Raw genomic sequence first — 24111 nt, 5'->3', positions numbered from 1 at the left:
CGGATGAACAAGTAGAATTTACCGTTATAAATAAGCCCATCAGAAGTTTTCATACACAAGAAGAGCGTAGTGGGTTTGGCACTTCGCGTCTACCACCAACCAGCGGAAACCATTATGTGAGAACGGAATCTGTTCAGGGTGACGGAGGAGCCCCATTAGTTCAGGAGGTATACACATTCACCATCAGGTCCGTATTGGCATCATTCATCGATCTGCCTGAAACCGATTTAATCTCTTTCTGCGAGGGGGACGGGACGCTGGATCTTTATGATTATTTTAGCGACAAGTCCGGCGTTACATTCAAGTTAAGCAATGAATCCGGGACCATACAGACAGGCAATATCATTGAAAAAAGCAATTTTGAGGCGGGAACGTATACCATTACTGCCTCAAAGCAGTACGACAACGGGTTGTATTCTAAGTCAATCGATCTTAAAGTAACTGCGCTACCTGTTGCCAAAATCACTACATCCATCCCCGGAACGACATTTTGTGCGGGTACGCAGGTGACACTATCTGCCCCCGAAGCACCCGAAGGGATGAACTACACGTATGAATGGAGTACAGGCCACACCAGCAGGGAGATCACCGTCACCAATACCGTTAATGCAATAAGCGTGACGGTTAGTAACGGTGATTGTTCCACGATATCCGAAACAGTTTCTCTAACAGCAACCCCTTGGCCCGATGCGGAAATTACCATTCAAACAGGTGGCGATAGGATATGCGAGGGGGAAACAGCTGTATTGTCGGGTCCAGAAGGGGAGGGTATAACCCATGAATGGCTCGACGAAGATAATAGCGTCATCGGATCAAACCAGTTGTTCTCGACTTCCGAAACCGGTACTTACCGCGTTCGTGTTACCAACGAAAACGGTTGCAGTAACACGTCGGAACCGGTTACCATTATCGTACAACCAAACCCCACGCCGGAAATCATTGTCAGTGGCACTCTTGAATTCTGCGAAGGAGGTTCCGTTATCCTCACCGCCTCCATGCCTAACGGCTCAGCTCCAGCTAACTTATCATGGAGCAATGGCGAAAACGGGCAAAGCATCACGGTAACCGAAACGGGAATTTATTCCGTAAGGGCCAACAACAGCAACGGTTGCGTGTCTGAAAGCGAAACCGTCGAAGTCGTAGTGATACCCAATCTCAAACCAACTATTTTCGCTACCGGCCCCATTGAATTCTGCGAGGGTGGTTCCGTTACGCTTACAGCTTCGACGGGAGCATCCTACTTATGGTCAAACGGGGAAACAACACGGGAAATAACCACCGATAATACGGGGCAATATACAGTAACTGTAACCAACATAGCCGGATGCGAAAGCACTAGCGATCCGGTTACCGTAACGGTTCTCCAGAGCCAGGTGCCTGAAATCGCACCCCTCTCTTCAACGGAAATATGCGAGGGGGAAACAGTAACCCTGCAGGTTACCAACGCGCAAGCCGGATATGCCTATCAATGGAGCAACGGTGAAACGGGTATACAGAATGAAGTGTCGGTGGCCGGTGAATATTATGTAATAGCCGTCAATGACAATGACTGTTCCAATTCATCTGAAACCCTCAGTGTAACGGTAAATCCAATACAGAAACCACAGGTTACTTTATCGGGAAACACAACGTTCTGCGAGGGAGACAGCGTAGTGATGACAGTCACAAACTTATCTCCTGGAACAACTGTACGTTGGTCGGACGGGACCGAGGGCCCAACCAACGCAGTGAAAGCCTCCGGCAATTACATCGCCTACATCAGCAATGGCGAGTGCGAACGAGCCAGCGATCCTGTAAATGTAGCTGTACTGGCCAATTCAAAGCCATCTATCCAAGCGCTAGGGCCTACGGAGTTTTGCGAGGGTGACAGTGTAACTTTGAGCATTTCAAACCCACTGCCGGGAATTTCTTATACCTGGTCAAACGGGCAACAGGCCCACCAAATAAAAGTAAAACAGAACGGGCAATACTATGTAGTGGCACAAAATGATAATGGATGTTCCCAAATTTCGAACCTAATCGATATCGAGGTCAGCCCGCTTGAAAAACCATTAATCACAACATCTGGGCCTTTGGAATTTTGTCAGGGCGAATCGGTAACACTTACCATCAATCAAACCGGGAGCTCATATCGCTGGAGTAATGGTGAGACAACGAAAAGCATAACCGTTGCCACCAGCCAGACTGTGACCGCTTACATCACCAATGATGACGGTTGCGAACGCGCAAGTGACCCCATTGCTGTCACGATGCTTCCGAATACTGCACCTAATATTCAGGCCCTGGGCCTTACTGAATTCTGCGAGGGGGATAGCGTAATTCTTTCTGTAACCAATCCCATGCCAGGTGTAAATTACCGTTGGTCGAACGGTCTGCAGACACACAGCATTAAAGTAAAGGATCAAGGACAGTATTATGTTATTGCCGAAAATGAAAATGGTTGTTCGGCTGTATCTCAAATCATAGAAATAACCGTTAACCCTATAGCCAAACCAACCATTTCGGCTAATAATGATATCGACATCTGTAATAGCGACAGCCTTGTTCTTACGATTGACCAGACTGCGGACTCATACCGTTGGAATACGGGAGAAACAACAAGAAGCATTACCGTAAAAACCGGAGGCACTTTTATCGGTTATATCCAAAATGAAGAAGGCTGCGAACGGGCAAGCGACCCAATCAGCATAAGCGTAAAGGACAACAAACCCGTGTCGATTTCGATCTTCGGGAACACAACTTTCTGCGAAGGTGACAGTGTTGTATTGACCGCCAACCAAGAAGGCGATTATTTATGGAGCAATGGTGCGACGACACGGAGCATCACACTTCATTCTAGTGCTACCATCAACCTGAAGGTAATCAATTCAGAAGGCTGCGAAGCAACCTCCGAAGACATCACGATTACCGTTCATCCATTACCAAAACCAACAATATCCGCGAATGGGCCGCTGGAATTTTGCAGCGATGACAGCGTAACATTGAGTATCGATCAGGTTGGGGCTAGCTATCGCTGGAGCAACGGTGCGACGACACGGAGCATCACCGTAGCGGTCAATCAAACCCTTACCGCCTATATCACCAATGAGGAAGGCTGCGAACGGGCAAGTGACCCGGTCACCGTTGTCGTTAATCCCAACCCAATCCCAACCGTGAACATAACGGGGCAGACCGAATTCTGCGAGGGAGACAGTGTAACGCTTTCGGTTACCCCAATTTCAGGCTATACCTATTTGTGGTCAAACGGGCAGCAAGGACACTCCATATCCGTTTTCGCCACCGGAACATACTTTGTAACCGCAATTACACCTGACAATTGTTCTTCAAACAGTAACCCTGTTGATGTCGTGGTTTTCCCATTGCCGAAGCCAACAATATCCGTAACGGGGCAACTGGAAATATGTCAAGGAGATAGTGTAACGCTGACCATCGACCAGGTGGCAACCAGCTACCGCTGGAGCAACGGCGCAACGACGCAGAGCATAAAAGTGGGGAAAAGCCAGACCGTAACCGCTTATATTTCTAATGAGGAAGGCTGCGAACGGGCGAGCGACCCTATTTCAGTTGTTGTAACCCCTAATCCGATACCTGTAATTAATACTTCAGGGCCCACTGTATTTTGCGAGGGCGACAGCGTGCGATTATCGGTTACACCTATTGCCGGTTATATCTACGTATGGTCAGATGGTCAGGAAGGTTCATCCATAACTGTTACTACGGGGGGAACCTATTACGTGTCTTCCCAAACACCCGATGGATGCTCACGCAGCAGCGAGGATGTCGAAGTCACCGTGTACCCGCTGCCCAAACCGACCGTGTCGATACTTGGCCAGCTTGAATTTTGCGCGGGCGATAGTGTAACACTGATCATCGACCAGGAGGCAACCGGTTACCGTTGGAGCAACGGTGCCACCACAAAAAGCATCACGGTTAAATCTTCGGCTAACCTCGTGGCGTATGTTTCAAATGAAGAGGGTTGCGAACGCTCAAGTGAGCCGATAACCGTTCGTGTGACCCCGAACCCCGTACCAACAATTACCATTACAGGTTCTACTGTATTCTGCGATGGTGATAGCGTTATTCTTACCGCTTCACCGTCCGTTTCTTACCTATGGTCAAACGGGGCAACCACACAGTCGATAACCGTGAGAAATCCTGGCGATTATTACGTGGTCACAACCAATACGGAAGGATGCCAAAGCCAAAGCCAAACAATATCCGTTACAGTGACACCCAACGATGTTCCTACCATCACATCATCACTCGGACAGGATTTCTGCATAGGTGACACCACCATTCTTACCGCGAGTGAGGGACAACTTTACCGCTGGAGCACCGGAGAAACCACCCGTTCGATACGGGTAACGGAAAGTGGAGAATATACCGTAACAGTCGTTAACGAGAATAATTGCGAACGCACTTCCGAAAGCTTCCAAGTATCGGCGCATGAACCCATTCCGCTCCAAACCATCCCGGACTTCATGATGTGCGTTAACGCGCCGGAATTGAACCTTGATTCCATCAACACAAATAGTTTTGATAACGGTAGGTATTCCGGCACAGCGGTAACCCACAAATTTTTTAATCCTGAAATTGCAGGAGTAGGTTTCCATGAAATCACTTATTCCACAATAAGCGAATACGGGTGCGAATCGTTTACTTCCTTCATGATTGAAGTGGTGCCGCTGAAATCGATAGAGCCAGGCCCCGATACGACGGTCTGCATCAACGGTCCTGAAGTACCGCTCGATGCGCCGGGCGTTCCAGTGGAAACGGAAATATCCGGACAGGGGGTAACCGGCAGGAGGTTCATACCGTCGGAAGCAGGGATCGGCACCCACTTGATAACTTATGTGTACGTAAATGCCGCTAATTGCGTGACTACGGCAACAAGGACGATTACCGTGATGCCTGCACCGGAAACACCTACCGTAACTGGTAACCAACCCGTGTGCGCCAACACGACCCTTACGCTGACTGCAAGCAGCAACGTAGCCGGCGGAATGGATATCATCTATCGGTGGTACCGCCCAGATGAAATGGATCCTTTCGCAGAGGGTAAGACCATTTCATTTACCGTCACTGTCAATGAAACGATATACGTGGAAGCCGTATCCGATAAAACCTGCAGCTCTTTGCGGCAAGCAGTCAACATTACCTCGATGACACCGTACTTCACCCTGAATGCTTCAGCTACAGAAGTGCTACAGGGTACACCGGTAACGTTTACCCTAAATGAACTGCCCGATAGCGCACCTGCCGTCCGTTGGGAATGGGATTTCAGTGATGGCTTTTCTTCTTCAGAGAACCAACCCAAGCATTACTTTAATAAGCCGGGTGAGTACACCGTCAAGGTACGAGCTTTTTCAGTAGAGGGTTGCATGGCCGACAAGGAAATAACGGTAACGGTTAACACCGACACCGTATCCTACGATCCACCGGAAAATGAAACCGAACCGGCAGAGGACGACCGGCCATTCACCCAAACGGTCGTTTACCCCAACCCGGTTACCGACCAGGCAAGGATGCGCACATACAACGAAACGCAGAAAAGCATTCCCGCATTGCTCGAAATATACACCATATCGGGAAAACTGGTGTCCTACGAGAAAGTCACCATCCAACCGGGCGCAAATGAATTCGAGCTGCCCGGCATCAACCGCTTGGTTGCGCAGACCTACTACTTGGTGGTCCTCAGGGAAGATGGTGGCCGGTCGACAATGGAAACCTTTAAAATATTGAAATTATGAGGAGGATAGCGCTATTTGCCCTTTGTGTCTCTGGCACCGCATCCCTGTCCTGTTCGGACAGGGAGGACACCATACAGTCCTTTAACACCCCACCGGAGATCCATTTTGTATCATCGGCTGATTCCCTCACCAAGGAAATGACCGACAGCATCCGGTATTACGAGGACTCACCTTCGTACTACACCGTGAGCCTGAAGCTGGCCGACCCGAACGAGAACCTATGGAAATGCGCCATCGTACTCGATTCCGGCAAGGTCACCGGCTACTACAATGGAATGGAAATGGAACGGCCATCGGTGCGCGTGGACCAGGAATTCGTCGACCTGTCACTCTCACCGAAACAGACAGGAAACACAACCATCCATTTCGTAGCCGAAGACAGCTTCAACCAGACATCGACGGCCACACTCAACCTGTTTGCCTTCAGAAACCTGCCACCGGTAGCACAGATGGACAACAGGCAGGTAAACGGCTATGAATATGCTTTTGACGCCACCCGCTCCCACGATGCCGACGAACGCTTCGGGGGAGAGGTGGTGGCCTACGAATACAATATATCCGGAAGCGTGTTCACCACGCCGCAACCCGTTGTATACCATGTGTTCTCCGGTGCCGGCACCTACACCGTTTCCCTCCGGGTAATGGATAACGACGGCGATTATTCGGAACCCTTGGAAACCCAAATTATCATCAATTGATTATGCGCAAACCCCTGAAACATATCATAACTGTCGCCGCACTTGCTGCCGCTTCCCCGCTGCACGCGCAGGAACAGCGACAGGCCACACCCACCGGAGCGGAATTCCTGAACGTCAACAACGACATTAAAAGCTCGGGCATGGGGAACCTGCGCTCCGCCCATAACGGAGATGCTTTCGCCATATTCTCCAACCCGGCGCGCGTATCGTTCCAGCACAACAGGACCATGCTCAACGACGTCTCGATGTCTTACATTCCGCTGGTATCGGCCCTGACCAAGGATATAAAACTCATCAGCCTCTCTACCAACCATTGGGTGGGTGGCGGTAGTTACAACGAAAGCTATCTTTCCTTCGGGCTGCAATACCTGACCTACGGGGATGTTTTCTTTACCGATAACATGGGCAACGAAACGGACTACGTAAGACCAAGGGAGTTCGCCATATCCGCCACATACAGCAAACGCTTTGGCGAATACTGGAGCATGGGCCTGACGCCGAAAATCATCCTCTCCAGGCTCGGCAGCGCTTCACTCGAATCCATGGGCTACAGCGGCAATGCAACGGCCGTGGCCGTCGATGCGGGTGTATTCGGAAAAATACCAATGGCCAACGGCAACTTTAACATGGGGCTTGTCATACAGAATGTCGGCACCAAGCTGAAATACTCCGAAAACAGCGAACAGGCCGCTTACCTACCGCAGGTCGCACGGCTCGGTATCGGCGCGGACTTCGGCGACATAGACGATATTCAGGCCTATATCGGCATAGAAGCGAACCTGCCCTTGCTGCCTTCATATAGCGAAGACTACCATGTCGGTGGAGCCATTGATGGAATCGGGCAGTCGGTCGGTGGTATGTCCGGCCCAGGCTTTGCCATCGGTGGCCAACTCTCTTTTATTGACCAATTCTCCATACGCGCAGGGTATGAAAAGGAAGCCGAAGCGTTTAACAAACGCAGCCTACTTACGGCTGGTCTGGGGATAAACCTTTTCTTCGACTCAAGGGTAATATCCATAGATGGCGCGTACGTTTTCCCCACCGGGGATAACACCATCGGGATGTCCAATATGTATAAAATCGGCTTATCATTTATGATTTATGAATAACACAGAAACAAAAGTGCTTAACCTGAAACAGATACGTAAGGCGCTAAACCTTACGCAGCAGGAGGTTGCAAGGGAACTCGATATCCCCCAGGCTAACATATCCTACATGGAGAACAACAAAAGCGACCAGAACTTCATCCGGTATGTCCTTTTCCTGAAAGAAAAAGGAGCCGATCTCAATGATTTAACGGACAACTAAAATCATATGGCCATGAAAAAGAAAAAATACAACGAAGAAGAAGCCAACAAGCGATTCGATGAGAAATACGGAAACAGCGCAAATCCAGACCGCAATCCGTTATACAATCCAGATGGGGATGACTTCACGGACGCATTATTTGAAAGTCCAAAAAAACAATGGCCCGGGCCGGACACTACCCTTGAACACAGGTTGGAGGATGTAACCATGCCGGTCGCTGTAAGCGACACGGTTACCAAATTAACCGAGGCGAACAACATCGACGAGCTCGTTGACCACATGATGTTGATCTCAGGGGACGAAGACGCTGAAACGAAACTCAAAAACATTACCTCACTTTTAAGTCCGGACGAACAAAAGCACGCTTACTATTTGCTCGATATGGCTTTTGGGTATGATTATGACGGGGAATCATTGAATTCCGCCAGCATGGCCCAAACCTTCCAATTGGATAAAATATACGAAGGGGAGGGTGCCATAACTTTCAACCTTACCGAGGACGAAATCGAGGCGAACGAAATATTCCCTGAAACGCTCTCCAAGCCCGTTGAGCTAAGTTTTTACGACCTTGATGCCGGAACATACGACGATTTGGTTGCGTATCGCAAAGACCCCCAAAACGCCCCGAAACCCAACATCCCCGAAGACTTCCTTGCGGGCATACCCGATAATATCGATGGCCATGCCATCGATCGGGAAAAACTCGTGCGGACCGGTAAATTCCAGCCGGCCGGATCCGACACATATTACCAGATAGGCTCGACAAAGGAACCGTTCGAAATCCTCTCGCATGAAACGATTGAACGGATACAGCCGGGCCAACCCACAAGGAAAGTGCGTTTCAACAACGCTACATTCGCGGAAAGGCCGAAAGAACCCAAAATGATCCCGTCCGAAATAAAATTCCAGGACGGCAGCGCGGTCCATTTAACGACAAATCAGGGCATGGATATCATCAACGGCAAAACCGTAAAGGTCATGCACCACAAAAACCGCGTTGAAGTATTCATATCCTATAAACCCGGTTCCAAAAGCGGTGTTACCGTCAAAGTATCACAGCCGAAGCAACAAGAAAATAAAACCATCAAGGCACAACGTCCGAAACACAGATTTTAAAATGAGGAACGACATCAATATCACCGTACGGTATAAAGCCGATATCGCAGGAGAATCGGTCGACATCGATAAGAAAATCAACTCCAAACAGGAGTTGGTCAAGCTATGGGCAAAGGCATTCCTTAGCCAAGCCACCGACAAATCCATGGGATCACTGAACCGCCAACTGGAAAAAGCAATGGAAGGGCACTTCCTTGCCTATATCAGGGAAAACATGACACGGGAACAGCAGCTGAAGCTACTGAACAGCACGCTCCATGCCGTGTCCGTCAATCCCCATCTACAAGTCAACAACCCGCACATATCGGAACTGGTCAGGTTGAAAAAATCGCTAGAGGAAATAACCGCCCAGGCCAAAGCACCAACGGAAAAGCTTTCCTCCGAGAAAATATCACCCCTCTCAGGAGAAACCGCAAACCCCGACCGTGCCATCCGAGTCCCCAAATCCATCAAGCTGAAGGACGGTACCATTATCCACTTCAGCAAAGCGCAACAACAGGCCTTCGCCGCCAAGAAGCCGGTATTCGTACGCAACGCGAACGGCGACCGCTTTATGATCGGGCCCGTCCTGAACAGGGACGGAAAAACCTACAAAGTCAAAATGGCTGCATCGCCATCGGCCAAGAAAAGAATCATCGATGCTTTCCGGAGCATCAAACAGAAATCATCCATCTCTACTAAAATCAGTTAACATGGCACATTTAGAAGAACTGCGTAAAACCGCACTATCATTTTACAACGAATTGAACCGGTTGGTAGAATCACATTATCCCGAAGCCTCCCTCATTCACGAGGAAGATGAACTTCGGGCAATTCTTCGTTCTCACGCAGAACACACTGCAGAGGAATACCACCGGTTAATCGATTCGGGCGAAGACAAACAAACCGCACACGAATTCGCTATGAAAGAACTGTTATCCGAATTGGGGAACGCCTACTCGGATGAAGTCGCTGATGTCCTTGAACAGTACCCGGAAATATACAAGCAACTGAAGGAACTCGACGACGACAAATACATGGGCTTCATGGCCGAAATAGCAAAGCGCGTTTATTTCGACGTGAATGATAGCGAAGCACGGAAAAGCCGCCTCTATATTCCACCCTATGCAGCAGGCTATACCAAGGAAGAAGAAGACAGAATCAAACAGCTGACGATCAAAGCCTATAACAGCCTTTCGCTCGAAGCTTCCACTAATGCTACGCATAAAAGCACCGGCCCGTTACAATAGCATTACCGGGTCAACAGGACCCAATTTAGTTTAACTCAGATTACTACCCCGATATGGCATTCAATAGACGCGCAGCGTTACAAACTAATATCAACGTCATTAAATTGCTTTTTGTACTTGAAAACGAAAAAAGGCAGGCAACGCCGCAGGAAAAGCAAACCATTAAATCCTATGTTGGGTTTGGTGCCTTAAAGGCTATACTGAACCCCATTGAAGAAGACAGCTACTGGAAGTCTGAATCAGACCGCCAGCTGCGCCCACTGTTTACCGAACTCCATGATACCATAAAATCCAATACGGACCGGGACACCTATGGAGAAATGATCAAATCCTTACAGAATTCCACTTTATCGGCATTTTATACACCTATGGAAATAACCCGCGCAATTACTTCAGCGGTACTCCAAACAGTGGACCGTAACGGAACGCAATTCCGCGTTATCGAACCATCCGCCGGCGCCGGTGCATTCGTTGAAGCATTGGAAAGGGAGTCTGGTAGAAAACCCGATGAAGTTAGGGTCGTTGAAAAGGACGTATTGACATCCATGTTACTTAAACACCTGCATCCGGATGCATACCAAACCACCGGTGGTTACGAGAACCTGCAGAACCACAACAACCATTTTGACCTTGCCATATCAAACATCCCTTTCGGGGATGTTCGGATATTCGATCCAGAACTGGCCACAAGCAAAAACAAACTTGTAAGGAATAGCCGAAAAAGTCTACACGGCTATTTTTTCGCAAAAACAATCCATGTCCTCAAACCCGGCGGAGTAATGGCTTTTATCACAACGTCATCACTTATGGATAGTCCGTCCAACCAGCCGGAACGTGTGTTACTTGCCAATACATGCGACATACTTTCATCAATCCGCTTGCCGGATAACCTCTTTTCAAACCATGCGGGCACGGAGGCCCAGTCAGATTTAATTATTCTACGCAAGCGCACCACACCCAAGCCATCGCTTTCCGAAAAAGACAAAGAGTGGGTCTCCACCAGCCTTGCCGATGACGGACGGCGTCTGAATGATTACTACCGTAATAATCCCGGAAGCATAATCCAAACCGAAACGAAACTTGACACCAATCAATACGGCCGTAAGGCATACGTTTACTTCTACAATAAACCCATCAGCGAACTTGCCGAAGAACTTACCGTTAAACTACGGAGTAACCTTCAACTAAAAGAGCTTGAAAGCACCATCAAGTCCCAGCTGGCCGTTCCCATCCAGAAGATTGTCGAACACCAATCTGCAAAGCAGGGAAAAGGAAGGAAAGCTGCCACACAACTTTCCCTGTTTGATATGTTCGCAACCGCAGATAACCCGGCCCAAACAATGCCGGAACCGGCTCCCCCTGCACCCGAGCCAAAACCACAGCCTGTTCCGCAATCGGATACGCAGCACTTCAGACACGACCTGCAATCGCTGCCCGTATTCCTGAAACAGGGTTCCTTAGTCTATACGGGAACAGCCTTCCACTACCTCAATGGTTCACCGGAAGAACCAACACTATCAGCGGCGGTCCAACTCGATGGCGTAAGCCCCCAACAGCTTACCGACTACCTCCAGCTCCGCGATACTTACCTGAAGCTGCAAAGCAGCGAAAGGGATAATCAACAACCCGAAAATGCCACCAGGGGCGAACTCAACAAAGCATATGACCGCTTCATCCTCCGGCATGGATTCATCAACGACACCAAAAACCGGGCGTTACTTGAAACCGACAACACCCATGCTTGGGACATAGCCGGTCTGGAACGGATGCCGCCCCGCTCGGAAAGGCAGACCAACGCCCGGAAAATCAACTGGCAGAAAGCAGACATCTTCCGCGAACCTATCCATATCAGAAAAGAAATCGAGGTCACCGACGCGGCCTCCGGCCTTATTTATTCCATCAATAGATTCAATGCCGTTCTTCCGGAAGAAATTGCCAGGAAATGGGGCATACCTGTAAAGCAGGTCATCAGCAGCCTGTCCGACCGGATCCTGTTGGATCCGCACACGCTAAAATACCACATCCGCGAGAAAGTGCTCACGGGGAATACCTATGAGAAAATGGAACGGGTGATACAGCAGCTGGACAATCCCATGAATGATGCACTGAAACCGGAACTTAAGCGCACCGGCCGTGCACTCAAAGAAGCCATACCACAAATCATCCCGTTTTCTAAAATCGATATCGCCCTTGGCGAACGGTGGGTTCCAATGAAAATATACAGCGAATTCGCCTCCCATCTTTTCAACGTCGACGCAGATGTCAAATTCTTCAAGTCGGCAGACCTTTTCAAAATAAAACTCAACGGCTATAGCATCGACAATGAAAACACCTTTTCCGTGAAGGCTATCGCCCAGCGTTATACAGGTAAATGGATGTTCGAGAATGCCATGCTGCATAACTCCCCCATCATTACCTATACAGTCACGGATGCAGATGGAAGCGAAATAAAACAAATCGACCATAACGCCACACGCGAGGTATTCCGCAAGACGGAACTCATCCGTTCCGAATTCCAGAAATGGCTGGCAGACCCCGCTCGTAAAAGCCACCAGAAAGAACTTGAACAGACTTATAACAGGCTATTCAATGCCATCCACAAAGAAAGGTACGACGGCTCCTTACTCCAGCTTGATGATGTAAACCTGAAGAACCTTGATATCCCTTCACTCTACCAAAGCCAGCGCGATGCCGTCATGATGAACGCATTGAACGGCGGCGGAATCGTGGACCACGCCGTAGGTGGCGGAAAATCCCTGATCATAGCTGTTACCGCCCACCAAATGAAGAAAATGAATGTCGTTTCCAAACCACTGGTGCTGGGGATGAAAGCCAACATTCAGGCACTTGCAGAGGAACACCGGCTTGCCTATCCAAATGATAGGATACTTGCGCCCGAGCCAAAGGATTTCACACCCAAAAACAGGGAGCGGCTATTCCGCCAGATCCAGCAGAATAATTGGGATGCCGTATACATGACACACGACCAATTCAAAACCATCCCCCAGGATCCCGCCATCATGCAAAGCATTATCAAACAGGAACTGGCCAACGTGGAGGCAGACCTCGATTCGGTTAATCAATTGGGAGGCGATATATCGAGGTCCATGCAGAAAGGCATGATTAAAATGCAACAGAACCTTACTGCCAATCTCAAAGAAGTACAATTCCGCATCGAACAGCTTAAGGATGATATGCCCAATTTCAGGGAAATGGGCCTCGACCATATCATCGTGGATGAATCCCACATGTTCAAGAACCTGTCCTATACAACCCGCCATAAACGGGTGTCGGGGCTTTCTCCCCAATTGGGTTCGCAGAAAGCAACCAATATGCTGTATGCCATCCGCACCCTGCAGGACCGGTTCGGCACCGACCTCAGGGCAACGTTCCTTTCCGGAACGACCATTTCCAATTCACTGACTGAACTTTACCTCCAATTCAAATACTTAAGGCCGGGAGAAATGGAGAAACAGGGCCTATCCAATTTCGATTCGTGGGCAGCTGTATACGCCAAGAAAACAACGGAAATGGAGGTTTCCGTCACCAATAAAATCATCATGAAAGAGCGGTTCCGCCATTTCATAAAAGTGCCCGAACTGGCCATGTTCTATGGTGAAATAACAGATTACCGGTCCGATAAAGATATCGGCCTCAAAAAGCCGGTTAACAAACCCATACTTATTAATACCGACCAGACACCCGACCAGGAGGAATTCACAGCAAACCTCATTGAATTCGCCGAAACCGGCGATGCCACCCTAATCGGACGCGAACCCCTCACCGAATCCGAGGAAACGGCAAAGATGCTCATAGCAACCAATGCCGCGAAGAAAATGGCGCTTGATATCAGGCTTATAGACCCCGAAGAATATGGCGATCACCCTAACAACAAAGTGTCCGTCAGCGCCGCTAAAATCGCGCAATATTACAGCGAATTCGATAAGCACAAAGGCACCCAGATCGTTTTCTCCGACCTGGGTACCCCCAAACCGGGACAATTCAATATTTACGACGCCCTGCGCGACAAACTCTCGGATAAACACGGCATTCCCAAGGAGCAAATCGCTTTCATCCACGAATGGGATTCCACACCTACAAAAAAGGATAGGCTCTGCAGAATGGTAAACCGTGGCGAGATACGCGTATTGATCGGCTCAACGGAAAAATGCGGCACCGGACTTAATGTCCAGGAACGCATGGTGGCCACCCACCACCTCGATATCCCGTGGCGCCCATCGGATATCGAACAACGCTCAGGACGTGCAGCAAGAAAGGGAAACATGGTAGCCGAAAAGCACCAGAACAACGAAGTACATGAGTATTTCTACGCCACCAACAATACACTTGATGCGTACAAATTCAATCTGGTAAACAATAAAGCAAAATTCATCAACCAGATAAAAAACGCTTCGAGCACAACTCGAAGCATCGACGAGGGCTCGATGGACGAGAACTCTGGCATGAACCTCGCCGAATACGTGGCATTGCTGAACGGCAATACCGACTTACTCGAAAAGACAAAACTTGAAAGCCGTCTCGAAATGCTACTAAACGAGGAATTTAACTATGAACAGGAAAAACACAGCAACGAATCACGCATCGAGCGCTTCACAGCATCCCTCCAGCAAGTGGAAGACAATATTACCAAACTCCGGGAAAATGCCGCCTACCTCGATGGAACGATACGCGTGGACAAGAACGGCAAAAAACTCAACCCCATCCAGCTGGACGGGGTAAGCTCAGGTGAACCCGCGGACATCGGTGTCCACCTGAACAAAATTTCCGAAAACAGGGGGATTTCATCCCCCGTGAAAATCGGAACGCTTTATGGCCACGACCTGTATGTTTGGAACCAACCCAACGGCACGTTCGAGCGCGACCCCGTAAACACTTTCTATGCCGAACGGAACGGGATAAGGATGACCTTCAACGGCGGATACCTCAATGATAACCCCGCGCTGGCGGCACGCTTCTTTCTGAATGCCCTGGCCAGGACACCTTCCATCCTCGAAAGAAAGGAAACGGAAGCGGCTATCCTCAAAAAGGATATCTCCCGGCTGTCCGAACTCACCAAGGGAACATATCCCAGAAAAGACGAAATCGCGTCACTGAAAAAAGAAGTCGACCGATTGCAAAAGAAAATCATCAATGGTAACCGCAAGAAAGGCGGGGACGACGACGAAGACAACAACATCAACATCACCCCAAAATTGTAACACGCCAATGGATGCCATAGCCATCACAGGAATCTGCATAGCCGCAGCCCTATTCATCGGGGCGACGGCTATCGCTTGGAAAGCGGGCAAAATTACCGAGCCGGTGCTCTACAGCTCCCTCGCCGTAACAGCCGCTTTCATCATATTGAGTATCCTCCGGACCGGCGACCAGTCCATCGTCCTGACCGCCGCACATACCGTCATGGCCGCTGTCTTCATTATCCTCGCGAAAAACAATCTCACCGTGGTCTACAAACTTTACATTAAACCCCGACCCCCCATGAAAGAAACGACCGAACAATCAAAATTCGATGAGTACTCATACGCCATCCACAACCTTCAGGGAAAAGTGGCCAATGGCTTGGCGCTCTCACAAGAGGAAAAGCTCTTGCTCGAATACTACATCGATTGGGTGCGCGATTACAAACAGAAACAGACCGTCGCTAAACAGAAAACGATGGCCAACAAACATTAATGGGATGCTTATCATATTCGCCAGCAGGACCGGGAACGTCAAACGCTTTGTTAACAAAGCCGTTGAACAATCCGTGTTCAAACTCCGGGCTACAGAGCTGCCCGATACCGTTCCCTTCGACCGGGCACACCTGGTCACATACACCGGCCCGGGGGGCGAAATTCCCCCAATCGTCGATAACTTCCTGATGGAAAACCACCGGAAAATCATTTCCGTATCCGGTAGCGGTAACAGGAACTGGGGCCGGAACTTCGCCGCAGCCGTGGATAAAATAAGCCTCCAGTACGGAATACCCATCAATACCAAATTCGAGATTTCAGGAAGCAATGACGAATTGAAAAGTTTTATCGACTATATCAATAATCCACAAACCATGGAAACTAATCTCCGTATCATCAAATTCCAGACAGAAAGCTGCGTAACATGCAGCACCGTGGCCAAGGCATTGGACAGCCATGGAATCCCTTACCGTGACATCAATCCTTTCGACCACCCCGATATGGCCGCCAAATACCGCGTGCGCTCAGTGCCTACCGTCGTGGCGCTCGATGGTGAACAGGAGGTCCTGCGAATGGTCGGCTATAAACAGGAGGTGATCGAGCAGCTGCATACCCTGGTTTCGGGAAAGTGATTAACTTTGTGGCCATAAGTACGATTTTGAGATAACAGCCTATTTTATAATGTCATGGAGAATAAGGAACAGCTTAAAATGACCGACCACCCGTTAGAGGAACAACGGACGAATCAGGAACGGTTTCTCGCCAAACTTTCTGAAGATGACAGAGAGGTACACGCGTTACTCTTCAGGGTGGGAAATCTTACTTACAGGTTCCATGACGATGTTGCCTGTGAACCGGATGAAGATGATTACCAAAGCTGGCTTGAAGGGCTCGATGAAGGAGTCAGGCCCTCGTTGGAACTAATGGGCTTTGAGAAATGCAGGACGATGTTGGCGCTTAGGCTTCATGCTTCCGAAAGAAGTGACAGGGGTTACTATAATTACCTTAAAAAAAACCTTACTCCCGAAGATTACACCAACTGGTTTAAACTTACCCGCAGAGAACAGTCATAATTTTTACGTTATCCAACCTATATTTCCGGTGGCATCCGGGCGGCGTTCTCCCTTATACGCCTGCAGGCCTAACTACACAAATGCCGGTGTCCGGTCGTATGCCTGATGCATCGGCCTTAGCAACGTTCCAATGCAGAAAGGGTAGGGTAGGGGTCGATTACCCTCTGATAATACCGGACCTCCCAATAAATATAACTATACTTGCCGTAGTGTAAATTAACTAGTATTATTATAATGGAAAAATTCAATGAATTGAAATCGCTGGTGGCTTCCATAGAGGAGGATGCCGTAAAGTTTTTTGAAAAAGGAAACAGCGCCGCGGGTACCCGTGTACGTACGGGCCTACAGAAAGTTAAAACTTTGGCCCAGGAAATCCGGAATGCGGTTACCGCCGCCAAGAATGCAAAATAATCCGGTAATTTGAGAATACAACGGTTCCGGTGGAAGTGTCACCGGAGCCGGCCGGATTTTATCCGTTACGAATGATGGAAGAGAACAAAAAACTGGCGGTCGTTTCCATCATACCATCGCTTCATGTATTTTTCGTTATTTCATCTGTTTTTCCACAAGCCAAAAGGGCATTAAATTTGCTGGATTAAGGGGATTAATTAGTAATTTTGTATTAATTAGGGTTTTAAAGTATGGAACCGGGATTCTTACATAAAATACTTGTATCGCAAAAACAACCGAAATTGGACTCCATGTTCAGGAGAGCCATGTTTTGGGATGTTGACGTGGACAGTCTTTCAGCCAAGAAAGACAGGGATTTTATTATAGAGCGGGTACTGGCAGGAAGCATGAGAAACCCGAAATACCTAGAAAATCTCGAACAACTCTACCCTGTTCGAATCATTAAGCGTGTAGCCAAGGGTAGCAAAGCCATCCGGGGGAATGATTCCATCCGGTTTATTGCCGACCGATACCATATGGATCCCGAGTCCTTCAATCAGTTCATTCCGGGCGTTTAACTATTTTTACTTGAAAAGCGGAGTCTCCGACGATTTAAGAAAAGTTATTTTGGAACTTATGGAAGTTCCGGAGTTATCTGATTTTTACCTGGGAGGTGGAACGAACCTTGCCCTAAAATATAACCACCGCGAATCGATCGATGCCGACTTGTTTTCTTCGAGTACCGTTGGAGCTGGGCGTATGGCGAGCATTTCTAAGGCTCTCCATGATATGTATGGTAATGCCGGCCTCGAATGTGCCCTGGAAAATAGTGGGTCAGAAAACCTCTCGTTCATCAACGCCTTTGTACGTAAAAACAACACCGATATCAAAATACAGATTATCCAGAACATCAAGATTCTTCATCAAATTGAAACCGTGGACGGTATCAGACTGATCAATGACCTGGATATAGGCAGTCTAAAATTGCTCGCGGCAGCGGATAGGGGAGAGTTGAAGGATTTTTATGATTTACATCTCCTTAGTGAGAAGTATGGTTTGGAAAAAATATATGACGTGCTGATTGAGAGAAATGCATCATACAACCCCCTTACAGATGAAAATATTTTCAATAAACCTACGTATAAACCCAAAGAAGATTTAACCGATGATCTTACTCCCTTGGGTAATTTCAATAACGCCGGCGATAGACGGAAATCGGGAAACCGCATAGTTTTTACGGAGAATTCGGAGATTGGAATCTCGTTTTTTGCGCTCCAACTGCGCTGGATTGAAAAATTGAAGGCGCTCGCCGATGAACGTGGACTGAAATTTAAGGAAACGAAAAAGCCATTTCGTGGCCGTTAGGTTTGGTTTGGTTATAGTAATATCGGACAGCAATTTGAAAAAGTCATGGAAACGATAACGAAATTTTTCAAAGAAGAAAAGGATTATCTTTTTAAAAAGGGCGAAAGAAAGAGGAGTATAGATATCGCAAGGGAATTGAAAAAAGAAGGCCTGTCGGCTGAATTCATAGCCAAGACAACTAAGATACCCATCGCTGAAATCGAAAAGCTTTAACTTGTCCCGTTGCGGGTTTTATTTCCCTAGAGGTTACCAAAAATTGCTTAAACCAAGGTAAGGTGTGCTTTTATAAGATTTTTCATATATCGATAATTTACATTATGTTAAACTAAATGGAGTATAATTTTACCACCATACTTGTTTGCCGTTTTCATATGTGAAAACCCTCTCTTCAATGCCTTTTGTTCTATTGTGGAGTAAAAATAGTGCGTTTTTAGGACAATTGTCAAATTCAAGGGCTATATCGTTTGCAATTTTTCTGCCCAGAGAGTGCCATTGACCGTCATTCCAAAAATTTAACTCATATTCATCGCCTATCTCTATATCATTTCCATCACCTCTCATAATACACGTCACACGTTTAATTACAACTTGTTTCTTGAAATCCATTCCAACCCAATTACTATCTGCATCTGGCGAATTAAAAAACGTCAAAAGTTTCCCGTCAAAAGCAGCCTCTTTTTTATTGTCATCCCAATCAAAAAACGAACCTTCAGTGCCAATGATTTCACCAATTAAGGGTGAGTTTTGCTTATTATAGAATTTTAATTCTGCAACATTTGTAAATCCGCTGTCGGCAGATAGAAACCTCCAATACCTATAGCTATCTTGACTTTCATTTATAATCAGTTCATTATTTAGATTGTCAAAAGTGTGTAGTGTAACAGAATCACTAAAATCTCTATTGTTGGCGGCCTGTATTTTAGCGTCAATTTTTCTTAAATTCATAGTGTATGCGTCACCAAATAGAGGGTATTTCCTCTCCAATCTTAAGGTTTGCTTTTTGGAAATATCTGGTGATACTTTCACTATATCTCCATTGTGAAGTATTATGAAGGGGTCACCAATGTATTTTAAGTTATTGTTATTGAATTCAACCGGCATGTATAAAACCCCTTTCCCCAATTTTTTAAATTTGACTCTGCCGGCATTGTTTTTTCCCCAAGCTAAAATATTCCAGTTCTTATTATCGAATACTGCTAAATAGATATATTTTCTTTTTGATTCAACGTCTATTTCTACATCAATTGTTGATAAATATTCATCTGTTACATCGTGGATAAAAGGACTTGAAAAAACAGGTGGAACCGCATCCCCATGTCTAATTATAGTCTCCAACTCTCTATTTATCCCGAATGAGCGTCGATACACTTTAGCCAAGATGTGGTCTTTTTTATGGGGCATTCCTACAGTTCCGTTGGCTCCTTCAAACACGATATTGTTATTTTTGTTTTCTCTCAAAAAATTCCAAGAATGCCCCAAACTCCTAAAAGGCCACTGGGGAGTAAAATCCTCACCAACGGGTATGCCGTTTGCTTGCATTACCGCATTCGCCAAAGAGGTATATGCATCACATGGTCCATAGGTCATTGCAGAAAGTGCTTTCAAGCTAATTATTGGCCTATTATTATTAGGAAGTACAATGGGACTCATGTCCTTTTTGAGTCGTTTATTTATAATGTCACATGACATGTAGACGCTATTTGAATATACTGAAGAGTATTTCAAGTTTGCCAAAAGATTATTGTATTTTTTGAAAAGGTATTCCTTCCAGTTGTCTAAGGTCTGCCCATCAAAGATTTTATATGGTAAGATATATTGACAGAATTCATCAAACGTTAGCTGTTGGGTCCATTTTTGGTTTTCCCATAGAAAAAACGATTGCTCTATGTTATTGATCAAATATTCGGATGTTATGTTTTTTATATCCTCGACTGCTTTTAAATCGAGGTTTTGATGAAATTCTAAAAATTTTGTGTATTCATGGTTTCTAACATCAAAAGGTTCATTTTCCAAACTAATTAATTTGGTTTCCATTTCGGTAAGTTGGTGTCTTGTCGAATCCGGAATATTGTATGAATAATGAAACGGCATATTCTTAATTAGATATATTGCCGCCTTTTGTTTGAGACTATCCTTTTTATCTCTCGAATAATAGGACAGTACGTATTCAAGCTCTGCCCTATTGTTGCCCGCGCTTTTTAAAGCAGTCTCCAATTCGCTGTCAGCTAGACTGGAACAACTGGTATAGATTAAAGGAAGAATTGTAAAATATATGAGTTTAATATAATTGAACATTTATTATCCATTTTCGATGATGACAGCGACCGTTATCAAATGACCCTAATTTATTACGAATCTTGTCTGAGAACTGACAATAATAGCCTGTATTCTTGGAAATTACTTCGATTTTAGCGGAGCATCTTCATTTAATTTAAAATTCCCTTTATAAACTGCCCAATACAATATTGGCACGATAAATAAACTCACCAATAGTCCCACGACCATGCCGCCAATTAATGTGAGCACCAGGGGTTGTTGTACAGATGAACCCATATCGTGCATAAACAGTGTGGGAGCTAAGGACCCTATGCTTGTGAGTGTGATCATAATAATAGGTTTTAGCCGTTTATGTCCACCTTTAAATATTGCCTCCTTTAATGGGACACCCTGTCGTCTGTAAAGATTGATCGCATCTATCTTTAATATGGAATCGTTTATAATGATTCCACACATGACGACGATACCGATTAAAGCCATAATATTAATGCTGTTACCCGTTATGTAAAGGAAAAGCAACGCACCAGAAATAGCTATGGGCAGCTCTACAAGTATGAATAGGGGTTGTATAAGGGATTCAAATTGGGCAGCTAAAATAAAATATAACAATAATATAGAAACCAACAATATTGCAGCCATTTCTGTGATGAGTTCACGGTTGTCGAAATAGGCACCTGAGTAAATGACTTCTAATCCAGGAAATTCCTTGATGATGAGCTTATGTATGCTTGACAAATCACTTTCTGCTTGTTCGCTATAAATATCCACAGCATAGTATCGACCCTGTATGCCACCTGTAATTTGTTGGTAGGATTGGGTGTATTCTGTAGTTACGAAGGCTGAAAGCGGTGCTTCCATTCCGCTCTGATTGCGGATGAACGTATTGGATAATACCTTACTGATGGATGAACTATCTACAGGGTAAAACATTATGGGCACTAAATCTTGCCCACTGTGAAAGTGGTCAATTAACAAAGGCTTGAAGGCGGCAGATATATTGGAATTTAGTTCGTTCAAACCTATACCATAGCGTGCCGCTTGTTCGGTGTTGGCTCTAAGCGTCACTTTATCGGCGAGTTTAGCACGACTTATTCGTGAATTCGGTAAAATTTTCTGCAAAGAGTCAAGTAGTTTCAGGGTTTTGGTTATTTCTGGCATCTCTCTAGTATTCTTTTCAGCAACCAATAGCCTAATAGGGGCCTGTCGGTCAGAGAATACCGCATCAAAAGCATTCATGGCTCGTTTGGTTTCCATCACTGCCGATGGAAACAATTGTCTACCTCGGGAAAGTATTTTTTCCCGGAGATCGTTTCCGGTTTTAGGGGTTTCCGCTGCAATATACATTGTTGTTTGAGACATGCTTTGCCTATCAATATGATCAAGGAGATACTGTTGTTCTCCTACCCAAGTGTTATTGGTGACGACCAAGCTGTCAAGCCCATTCAGAAGAAGCTTCATTCGCTGCAAATTTTCCTCAATGTCGATTGGTTCGTTCCAATCAACCATGATTTCAAAATCGTTTCGGGATACTTCGGGTAACCTTTTCCTCTCCAAAGCGGTATATAGCAAAACACCTGCTGCCAATAACACAAGAGCTAGTATAATAAGAACTGCAGGATTACGAAAAGCAGCCTCTAATCCTTTTTCATACCACCCTGTAACGTTTACACGGGATTTGATGGTGAATTCTTTTTTGCTAGCCTGAAAATTACTTTTTCGAGTATAAATCCAATGATACAATGATGGGAGAAGCAGGATAGCTACGATAAGTGAAGCTACTACCCCCAAAGTAGCGGAAATCGCTTGGTCGAAAAAAACCGCTCCCGCCAGCCCACTAAGAAAAATCAGTGGAATATATACAACGCAGTTGGTAAGTGCAGAGGTAAACATAGGGCGAGCAACTTCTTCCGTCGCGCAAGTTGCAGCATCTGCAACCCCTGAACCTTCATCTCGATATCTCTTGATGTTGTCGATCACTACAATTGAGTTATCGATTATCATACTGAGGCCGAGTATCAATCCGCCAAGGGAAAAAATGTTAATGGAAATGCCCAAAAGGTAAAATCCCAATTGGCTTATGACCAATGATACGGGTATTGTAACGATTATAAGTAAAGCCGGCTTTAGACTGCGAATGAATAGTAACATCAAAAGTGCGGCCAATACACCTCCAACCCACAAGTCTTGGCGGAGGTTGCCAATAGCATTGTCAAGAAGAGCGGACTGATCCTGAGCCAACTCAAATGTCAAATCGGGGTAATCGTGCTGCATATGCTCTAACAGCTCATAAAAATCTCCCCGCAAATCCTCCATACGTGCAGAAGACTGCTTTATGATAGCGAGGTTTATCGCCCTACGGCCGTTATTATAAAAAGCACCCGTTTCATCTGTATGAGAAAGCGTGACAGTGGCTATATCGCCTAATCGTAGTAATCGATGATTGATATTTATCAGGGTGCTTTTTAAACTCTCTACGGATTCTACATCATTCGTAAATTTTAGGAAGTATTGATAATGTCCATCCGTGACACGGATATTCCCTAGGTTTATGTCGTTTTCGCGGAAAGCCTGCAATAATATTTCTCCATCAAGTCCAAGGCTTTCAAGATAGCCTGGCTTTGGCTCGATACGTACTTGTGGCTGCATGTATCCTGTAGCATCTACCATGGCCACTTCTGGCAGTTGCTCCAGACGACGTACAATGGTTCCGCGAACTAATTCGCTAGCGGCAACATGTTTAGCGGGAGAGGATAGACTATCACTTACAGAAACATTCAATTGGAAGACTGGAATATCATCCACTCGCATTTTGGTAACTAACGGTCGTTTAGCTTCCCGTGGCAGGCCGTTCATCGACATGTCCACCTTCTCATTGACTTCAATGAACCGCTTACTAATGTCCGATCCCGCTTCGAAACGAACAAGCACGAGGCCTTCCCCTTCCATCGATCTACTCTCTATCCGATCAAGTCCGTGCAGCTGAAGCAATGCATTTCGGATAGGTGTTGTCAATTGTTCCTCTACTTCTTCCGATGACATGTATTCTCCTGACAGTTCTACGGCGATTTCTGGGATATCACTATCCGGCAGCAACGAAGTAGGAAGATACACGTACGCCGTAATGCCTAAAAGCAGAAGCGCAAAAAAACTAACGAGTACTGAAATAGGTCTATGGACTAAAAATCTGATCATTTCATGCCGGATTCTACCAT

At 46.5% G+C, this 24111-nt stretch carries 17 protein-coding genes; 15 read left to right on the top strand and 2 right to left on the bottom strand.

The annotated features are described in order from the left end of the window. The first annotated feature begins 116 nt into the window (after positions 1-116). The 15 genes from U9S71_RS19415 to U9S71_RS19345 all read left to right on the top strand — a co-directional run bounded on the left by U9S71_RS19415 (position 117) and on the right by U9S71_RS19345 (position 18835). Positions 117-5750: an Ig-like domain-containing protein gene (locus U9S71_RS19415; RefSeq protein WP_326329463.1), complete on the top strand. Its 5634-nt coding sequence runs from the start codon at positions 117-119 to the stop codon at positions 5748-5750. After that, positions 5747-6448 carry a PKD domain-containing protein gene (locus tag U9S71_RS19410; protein ID WP_326329461.1) on the top strand — a complete coding sequence of 234 codons (702 nt, stop codon included), beginning with the start codon at positions 5747-5749 and terminating at the stop codon, positions 6446-6448. Before U9S71_RS19415 ends, U9S71_RS19410 begins: the two co-directional genes overlap by 4 nt. Positions 6449-6450: 2 nt before the next feature. Next, the gene (locus tag U9S71_RS19405; protein WP_326329459.1) at positions 6451-7557 is read left to right on the top strand and encodes a PorV/PorQ family protein; all 1107 of its coding nucleotides are present in this window, start codon (positions 6451-6453) and stop codon (positions 7555-7557) included. After that, positions 7550-7756, top strand: a complete 207-nt coding sequence (locus U9S71_RS19400) for a helix-turn-helix domain-containing protein (RefSeq protein ID WP_326329456.1) — start codon at positions 7550-7552, stop codon at positions 7754-7756. Before U9S71_RS19405 ends, U9S71_RS19400 begins: the two co-directional genes overlap by 8 nt. 12 nt (positions 7757-7768) lie before the next feature. Beyond that, positions 7769-8872 (top strand): hypothetical protein, encoded by a 1104-nt coding sequence (locus U9S71_RS19395; RefSeq protein ID WP_326329454.1) that lies wholly within the window; start codon positions 7769-7771, stop codon positions 8870-8872. Position 8873: 1 nt separating this feature from the next. Further along, the gene (locus U9S71_RS19390) at positions 8874-9563 is read left to right on the top strand and encodes a hypothetical protein (RefSeq protein ID WP_326329453.1); all 690 of its coding nucleotides are present in this window, start codon (positions 8874-8876) and stop codon (positions 9561-9563) included. Between the two features lies 1 nt (position 9564). Next, positions 9565-10101 carry a hypothetical protein gene (locus U9S71_RS19385; RefSeq protein WP_326329451.1) on the top strand — a complete coding sequence of 179 codons (537 nt, stop codon included), beginning with the start codon at positions 9565-9567 and terminating at the stop codon, positions 10099-10101. A 53-nt stretch (positions 10102-10154) separates the two neighbouring features. Next, on the top strand, positions 10155-15320 hold the full coding sequence (locus U9S71_RS19380) for a helicase-like domain-containing protein (protein ID WP_326329450.1): 5166 nt from the start codon (positions 10155-10157) through the stop codon (positions 15318-15320). 7 nt (positions 15321-15327) lie between these two features. Beyond that, positions 15328-15795, top strand: coding sequence for a hypothetical protein (locus tag U9S71_RS19375; RefSeq protein ID WP_326329448.1), 468 nt, complete (start codon positions 15328-15330; stop codon positions 15793-15795). 4 nt (positions 15796-15799) lie between these two features. Beyond that, complete coding sequence (gene nrdI, locus U9S71_RS19370; RefSeq protein WP_326329446.1) at positions 15800-16426, top strand: class Ib ribonucleoside-diphosphate reductase assembly flavoprotein NrdI; 627 nt, start codon at positions 15800-15802, stop codon at positions 16424-16426. Positions 16427-16480: 54 nt separating this feature from the next. Continuing rightward, the gene (locus U9S71_RS19365; protein ID WP_326329444.1) at positions 16481-16867 is read left to right on the top strand and encodes a hypothetical protein; all 387 of its coding nucleotides are present in this window, start codon (positions 16481-16483) and stop codon (positions 16865-16867) included. 234 nt (positions 16868-17101) lie between these two features. Continuing rightward, positions 17102-17278 (top strand): BF3379 family histone-like protein, encoded by a 177-nt coding sequence (locus U9S71_RS19360; RefSeq protein ID WP_326329443.1) that lies wholly within the window; start codon positions 17102-17104, stop codon positions 17276-17278. A gap of 290 nt (positions 17279-17568) precedes the next feature. Continuing rightward, positions 17569-17835, top strand: a complete 267-nt coding sequence (locus tag U9S71_RS19355) for a DUF6922 domain-containing protein (RefSeq protein WP_326329441.1) — start codon at positions 17569-17571, stop codon at positions 17833-17835. A 58-nt stretch (positions 17836-17893) separates the two neighbouring features. Next, positions 17894-18622, top strand: coding sequence for a nucleotidyl transferase AbiEii/AbiGii toxin family protein (locus U9S71_RS19350; protein WP_326329439.1), 729 nt, complete (start codon positions 17894-17896; stop codon positions 18620-18622). A gap of 45 nt (positions 18623-18667) precedes the next feature. Next, positions 18668-18835 carry a hypothetical protein gene (locus U9S71_RS19345; RefSeq protein ID WP_326329437.1) on the top strand — a complete coding sequence of 56 codons (168 nt, stop codon included), beginning with the start codon at positions 18668-18670 and terminating at the stop codon, positions 18833-18835. Positions 18836-18964: 129 nt separating this feature from the next. On the opposite strand, the gene U9S71_RS19340 is transcribed toward U9S71_RS19345, so the two are convergent. Both U9S71_RS19340 and U9S71_RS19335 read right to left on the bottom strand, forming a co-directional pair. Beyond that, positions 18965-20656, bottom strand: a complete 1692-nt coding sequence (locus U9S71_RS19340) for a hypothetical protein (RefSeq protein WP_326329436.1) — start codon at positions 20654-20656, stop codon at positions 18965-18967. 363 nt (positions 20657-21019) lie between these two features. Then, positions 21020-24091 (bottom strand): efflux RND transporter permease subunit, encoded by a 3072-nt coding sequence (locus tag U9S71_RS19335; RefSeq protein ID WP_326329435.1) that lies wholly within the window; start codon positions 24089-24091, stop codon positions 21020-21022. Positions 24092-24111 lie beyond the last annotated feature (20 nt).

The organism is Parapedobacter flavus, assembly GCF_035818675.1.
Classification (GTDB): Bacteria; Bacteroidota; Bacteroidia; order Sphingobacteriales; family Sphingobacteriaceae; genus Parapedobacter; species Parapedobacter flavus.
The sequence above is the reverse complement of the archived record's forward strand: the minus strand, read 5'-3'. Positions and strand labels throughout refer to the sequence as shown.

Coding starts and splice junctions, on each gene's coding strand:
- nrdI (WP_326329446.1), top strand. CDS start 15,800: ATGCTTATCATATTCGCCAGCAGGACCGGGAACGTCAAACGCTTTGTT.
- U9S71_RS19355 (WP_326329441.1), top strand. CDS start 17,569: ATGTTCAGGAGAGCCATGTTTTGGGATGTTGACGTGGACAGTCTTTCA.
- U9S71_RS19345 (WP_326329437.1), top strand. CDS start 18,668: ATGGAAACGATAACGAAATTTTTCAAAGAAGAAAAGGATTATCTTTTT.
- U9S71_RS19405 (WP_326329459.1), top strand. CDS start 6,451: ATGCGCAAACCCCTGAAACATATCATAACTGTCGCCGCACTTGCTGCC.
- U9S71_RS19390 (WP_326329453.1), top strand. CDS start 8,874: ATGAGGAACGACATCAATATCACCGTACGGTATAAAGCCGATATCGCA.
- U9S71_RS19375 (WP_326329448.1), top strand. CDS start 15,328: ATGGATGCCATAGCCATCACAGGAATCTGCATAGCCGCAGCCCTATTC.
- U9S71_RS19400 (WP_326329456.1), top strand. CDS start 7,550: ATGAATAACACAGAAACAAAAGTGCTTAACCTGAAACAGATACGTAAG.
- U9S71_RS19380 (WP_326329450.1), top strand. CDS start 10,155: ATGGCATTCAATAGACGCGCAGCGTTACAAACTAATATCAACGTCATT.
- U9S71_RS19360 (WP_326329443.1), top strand. CDS start 17,102: ATGGAAAAATTCAATGAATTGAAATCGCTGGTGGCTTCCATAGAGGAG.
- U9S71_RS19410 (WP_326329461.1), top strand. CDS start 5,747: ATGAGGAGGATAGCGCTATTTGCCCTTTGTGTCTCTGGCACCGCATCC.
- U9S71_RS19385 (WP_326329451.1), top strand. CDS start 9,565: ATGGCACATTTAGAAGAACTGCGTAAAACCGCACTATCATTTTACAAC.
- U9S71_RS19350 (WP_326329439.1), top strand. CDS start 17,894: ATGGAAGTTCCGGAGTTATCTGATTTTTACCTGGGAGGTGGAACGAAC.
- U9S71_RS19365 (WP_326329444.1), top strand. CDS start 16,481: ATGGAGAATAAGGAACAGCTTAAAATGACCGACCACCCGTTAGAGGAA.
- U9S71_RS19335 (WP_326329435.1), bottom strand. CDS start 24,091: ATGATCAGATTTTTAGTCCATAGACCTATTTCAGTACTCGTTAGTTTT.
- U9S71_RS19340 (WP_326329436.1), bottom strand. CDS start 20,656: ATGGAAACCAAATTAATTAGTTTGGAAAATGAACCTTTTGATGTTAGA.
- U9S71_RS19395 (WP_326329454.1), top strand. CDS start 7,769: ATGAAAAAGAAAAAATACAACGAAGAAGAAGCCAACAAGCGATTCGAT.